3 protein-coding genes are annotated in these 4622 nt (G+C 49.0%); 1 reads left to right on the forward strand and 2 read right to left on the reverse strand.

The features are described 5' to 3' along the window. Positions 1-71: 71 nt before the first annotated feature. Positions 72-1076, forward strand: coding sequence for an IS110-like element IS5075 family transposase (locus tag OGY37_RS02470; protein ID WP_000427614.1), 1005 nt, complete (start codon positions 72-74; stop codon positions 1074-1076). Between the two features lie 313 nt (positions 1077-1389). On the opposite strand, the gene OGY37_RS02475 is transcribed toward OGY37_RS02470, so the two are convergent. Together OGY37_RS02475 and OGY37_RS02480 are read right to left on the reverse strand one after the other, a co-directional pair. Continuing rightward, complete coding sequence (locus OGY37_RS02475; protein ID WP_003026025.1) at positions 1390-2667, reverse strand: DUF2254 domain-containing protein; 1278 nt, start codon at positions 2665-2667, stop codon at positions 1390-1392. 62 nt (positions 2668-2729) lie between these two features. Further along, the coding region (locus OGY37_RS02480; RefSeq protein WP_286619996.1) for a BCCT family transporter at positions 2730-4622 on the reverse strand (1893 nt) is incomplete at its 5' end.

Consider the following 4622-nt stretch of genomic DNA (forward strand, 5'->3'; position numbering starts at 1 on the left):
TATTTAATGAGATGGTCACTCCCTCCTTCCCGGTACTATGCTGAGGACAGGCTTTCATTCGGAGAACCATCATGGAAAACATTGCGCTTATTGGTATCGATCTGGGTAAGAACTCTTTCCATATTCATTGTCAGGATCATCGTGGGAAGGCCGTTTACCGTAAAAAATTCACCCGACCAAAGCTAATCGAATTTCTGGCGACATGCCCGGCAACAACCATCGCGATGGAAGCCTGTGGCGGTTCTCACTTTATGGCACGCAAGCTGGCAGAGTTAGGGCATTTTCCAAAGCTGATATCACCGCAATTTGTCCGCCCATTCGTTAAAAGCAACAAAAATGACTTCGTTGATGCTGAAGCTATCTGTGAAGCAGCATCACGTCCATCTATGCGTTTCGTGCAGCCCAGAACCGAATCTCAGCAGGCAATGCGAGCTCTGCATCGTGTCCGTGAATCCCTGGTTCAGGATAAGGTGAAAACAACTAATCAGATGCATGCTTTTCTGCTGGAATTTGGTATCAGCGTTCCGCGAGGTGCTGCCGTTATTAGTCGACTGAGTACCCTTCTTGAGGACAGTAGTTTGCCTCTTTATCTCAGCCAGTTACTGCTGAAATTACAACAGCATTATCACTATCTTGTTGAGCAGATTAAAGATCTGGAATCTCAGTTGAAACGAAAGTTGGACGAAGATGAGGTTGGACAGCGCTTGCTGAGTATTCCCTGCGTTGGAACGCTGACTGCCAGTACTATTTCAACTGAGATTGGCGACGGGAAGCAGTACGCCAGCAGCCGTGACTTTGCGGCGGCAACAGGGCTGGTACCCCGACAGTACAGCACGGGAGGTCGGACGACATTGTTAGGGATTAGCAAGCGGGGCAACAAAAAGATCCGAACTTTGTTGGTTCAGTGTGCCAGGGTATTCATACAAAAACTGGAACACCAGTCTGGCAAGTTGGCCGACTGGGTCAGGGAGTTGTTGTGTCGGAAAAGCAACTTTGTCGTCACCTGTGCTCTGGCAAACAAGCTGGCCAGAATAGCCTGGGCACTGACGGCGCGACAGCAAACTTACGAAGCATAAAGGCAGAAATACACCAGTTTAAACAATCATTCATCTGGTTTTGCGAATACTGATATTGATGATACTAACGGCCCACCGGCCTGTTGAGGAACCTGTAAAACGGAAAGGCTCATTGAAGCCGTATATTTTCTGGAGGTTCATCAGGCGCGGAACTCATCGAGGCGCGGGAATAAAATCCCATTCAGACGCCGGATAGATTCAAGCAAGCCAACTTGTCGTCAAAATCGGTGTTGCAAAAACGGGAGTGACCATAGATTCCGTTTTCCAAGCGGACCCCCTTTACTTGCCAACAACCGAATCGCTTGCTCCGCAACTATGGTTTTTTATTAGAATCTTCGCCACCAAATAAATTATAATAAATTGATTTTATTAGATATTTTTCAGAATTTATATGGTCAGCACGTGTTGCATGCTCTAATGTTTCAAATGCTAAATTATGCGCGGCCTCAGAAAATACCCCAGGCCAACCCTTACTCAGCATAGACAGTCCTTTAAGGACTCTTATCTGAATCTCCCTCATACTGGCGCCATCGCGCGCGACAGGTGAGAAAAAGTCTTCCAGTAGATCGTTATTCTGAAGTGGTGCAACATGAACTGAAGGATATTTCACTTCTATTTCATCAGATTTATTCTGCGCGTAAGTGGAAAGTATACGAACACCTCTGCCAATGACATCAATGGCGGTTCCAGGATCGTTCACTGCGGGGGAAAGGGCCCGGCAGGCTATTTCGGCCATGACGCTAAGACAAAATCGGGGATCCTGAGCAAATGAACGTACATCCGAGACAATAATCCTCTCAAGTAAATCGGCGCTGATTGATGACTCCTGGCCTTGACTCAGGTACAAAACTGGCATGGATGGATGTATGAAACTGCCTGGCTGCGCCACGAGGTATACATGACGGGGATCATTGGTCAGCAGTTTGCTAAGTTTCACCATATCAATATATTCAACATAGCCAATCTTCTTCGGATAAACTGCAACCGTTCCTTTCGGCTGTTCATTGTTCTCAAGCCATGGATATCCGCCGAGAAAGGGATTTCTTGCTCTCGCAATAAATGATTCGATGGCCGCCTGTTCTACTTTTGCCGTTGTCTCACCAACCCTCCCCAGAGAGGTCAAATGCTGTATCCAGCGAAGCAATGTGATGAGGATTAAGGCAATGACAACCAGTGTGACAATGAATAAAATGACTCTCCCCCTTTCTCCATAAGCTCCCATATTGAGGGCAATAATCCCTACCAGACTGAAGAGAAAAGAACCGATGAAGGTGGCCAGTACATTTTGTGTGGTCACGTCTTCAACAACTAAACGCGTAGCTCTGGGAGTCACATTAGTAGTGGCTGAACCGTAGGCTGTGACCATGATACTCAACGAAAAAGTGGTCACTGCCAGCATACTCGATGCCAGTATGTTCAGAATGTTATCGACTGCTTCCGCACCAACCTTCACGGAAACCGACTCAGGTATCATTGATTTAAAAAGAATTGATAAAAGGGCCGTTATTATCGCGACAATGGCGAATAACGTTGCCCTGAACCATAGCTTTTTAAATGTCTGCTTCAGAATCCATTTCCAGCGTGAAATCATTCTGCATTCCTCATATTGCGGCCGGGATAAATAATTGCCGCCCCCAGGACGGCATGTTGCTGTTAACGAACCAGGTGCAGGAAGTGCAGATGTTTTTCGTACTGGTCCAGTATGTCATTAATCAGCTGCTCCTGGTTCCAGCCCATCACATCATAATTTTGACCGCCTTCTTTGAGATATACCTCAGCGCGATAATATCTATGTTGTTCAGTCTGCTGCTCATTATTATCCATCGCGGCGAGCGCGAAGGTCGGTGAGCTATACCCGCGAAGCCTCACTTCATATATAAAATTCAGCTCGTTACCCAAATCGACTTCAAGACGAATACGATCGTCGACTGCGTCACTGATGTGGCTTATCGTCCCCTGCTTGTTCAGCTCTTCCTGAACCAGCGTCATGGCGGGGTGGATGACGTCGTCCATAAAACGTTTCACAAGAGATCGCTTCGGCAGATACGCGATATTGCGTAACCTTCTCTGCCAGGGAATTGGGTTACGTGCAGCCGTAGGAGCAATTGTCGCCATGCTCAGGCTTTCACGCTTGGTCAAATCCCGGCGCAAAGCTTTTAAAAGTCCGTATATAGATATCAGTAAGATCACTGAGAATGGCAATGCACTCGCTATTGTCACTGTTTGCAGCGCACTTAGCCCTCCGGCAAGGAGAAGCGCAATTGCGACAATGCCCATGAGCGAGGCCCAAAATATTCGCTGCCAGACGGGTGTGTTTGCCACTCCACCTGATGCCAGAGAATCAACAACCATTGCCCCTGAATCAGCAGACGTGACAAAGAAGACGATGACCATCGCCATTGCGATGAATGACAGCACGGAAGAGAACGGGAAATGCTCCAGGAAATTAAACAGGGCCAGCGCCACATCCTGCTGAACGGTACTGGCGAGGTCTGTGGCCCCCTGGTTCATAATGAGATAGATCGCGCTGTTACCAAACACCGTCATCCACATGAGCGTAAAACCCGCGGGAACAAACAGCACGCCGGTGACAAACTCGCGAATGGTTCGCCCGCGGGAGACCCGTGCGATGAACATCCCCACAAACGGCGACCATGAAAGCCACCATCCCCAGTACAGTAATGTCCAGCCCCCCAGCCAGTTGCTCGACTTAGGCTCATACGCGTAAAGGTTGAACGTTTTACTCACCAGTTCCGAAAGATAACCGCCCGTATTTTCCACAAATGACTTCAGCAGAAGCACGGTTGGTCCCAGACACAGGACCAGCGCCAGGAGCAACAACGCCAGACCCAGATTGAGCTCAGACAGGATACGTATTCCCTTATCCAGGCCGGACACCACTGAAATCGTCGCTAACCCCGTGATGACCACGATCAGAATAACCTGCACCGTTTCATTGATGGGCACCCCGAAAAGATGGTTCAAACCGGCATTCACCTGCAAAACACCATAACCCAGCGAGGTCGCAACGCCAAAGACCGTGCCGATAACAGCGAAAATATCAACCGCATGACCTACAGGCCCGTATATGCGATCGCCGATAATGGGATAGAGTGCGGAGCGCAGGGTTAACGGCAGACCGTGACGGTAACTGAAGAACGCCAGAATCAGCGCCACAATGGCATAAATTGCCCATGCGTGCAGTCCCCAGTGGAAGAAGGTCAGACGCATTGCTTCCTTCGCTGCCGCAACGGTCTCCGGGGTGCCGACGGGAGGCGAAAGATAATGCATTACAGGTTCGGCAACGCCAAAGAACATCAGTCCGATCCCCATCCCTGCCGAAAAAAGCATCGCAAACCAGGAGTGGTAGCTGAAATCAGGCTGCGCATGGTCCGGGCCCAGCTTGATATCACCGTAGCGTGAGAGTCCCAGGAACGTGACACTCAGTAAAATCAGGGCCACAGCAAGGATGTAGAACCAGCTGGCATTCGTGAAGATTTGTTGCTGAAGTAGTTTAAAATTTTTGTCGGCGACATCCGGGAATAC

This window comes from Citrobacter sp. Cpo030, assembly GCF_030333005.1.
In the GTDB taxonomy this organism is placed as follows: Bacteria; Pseudomonadota; Gammaproteobacteria; order Enterobacterales; family Enterobacteriaceae; genus Citrobacter; species Citrobacter portucalensis.

Excerpts from the sequence above, each read along its gene's own strand:
- OGY37_RS02470 (WP_000427614.1), top strand. The coding sequence starts at position 72 with ATGGAAAACATTGCGCTTATTGGTATCGATCTGGGTAAGAACTCTTTC.
- OGY37_RS02475 (WP_003026025.1), bottom strand. The coding sequence starts at position 2,667 with ATGATTTCACGCTGGAAATGGATTCTGAAGCAGACATTTAAAAAGCTA.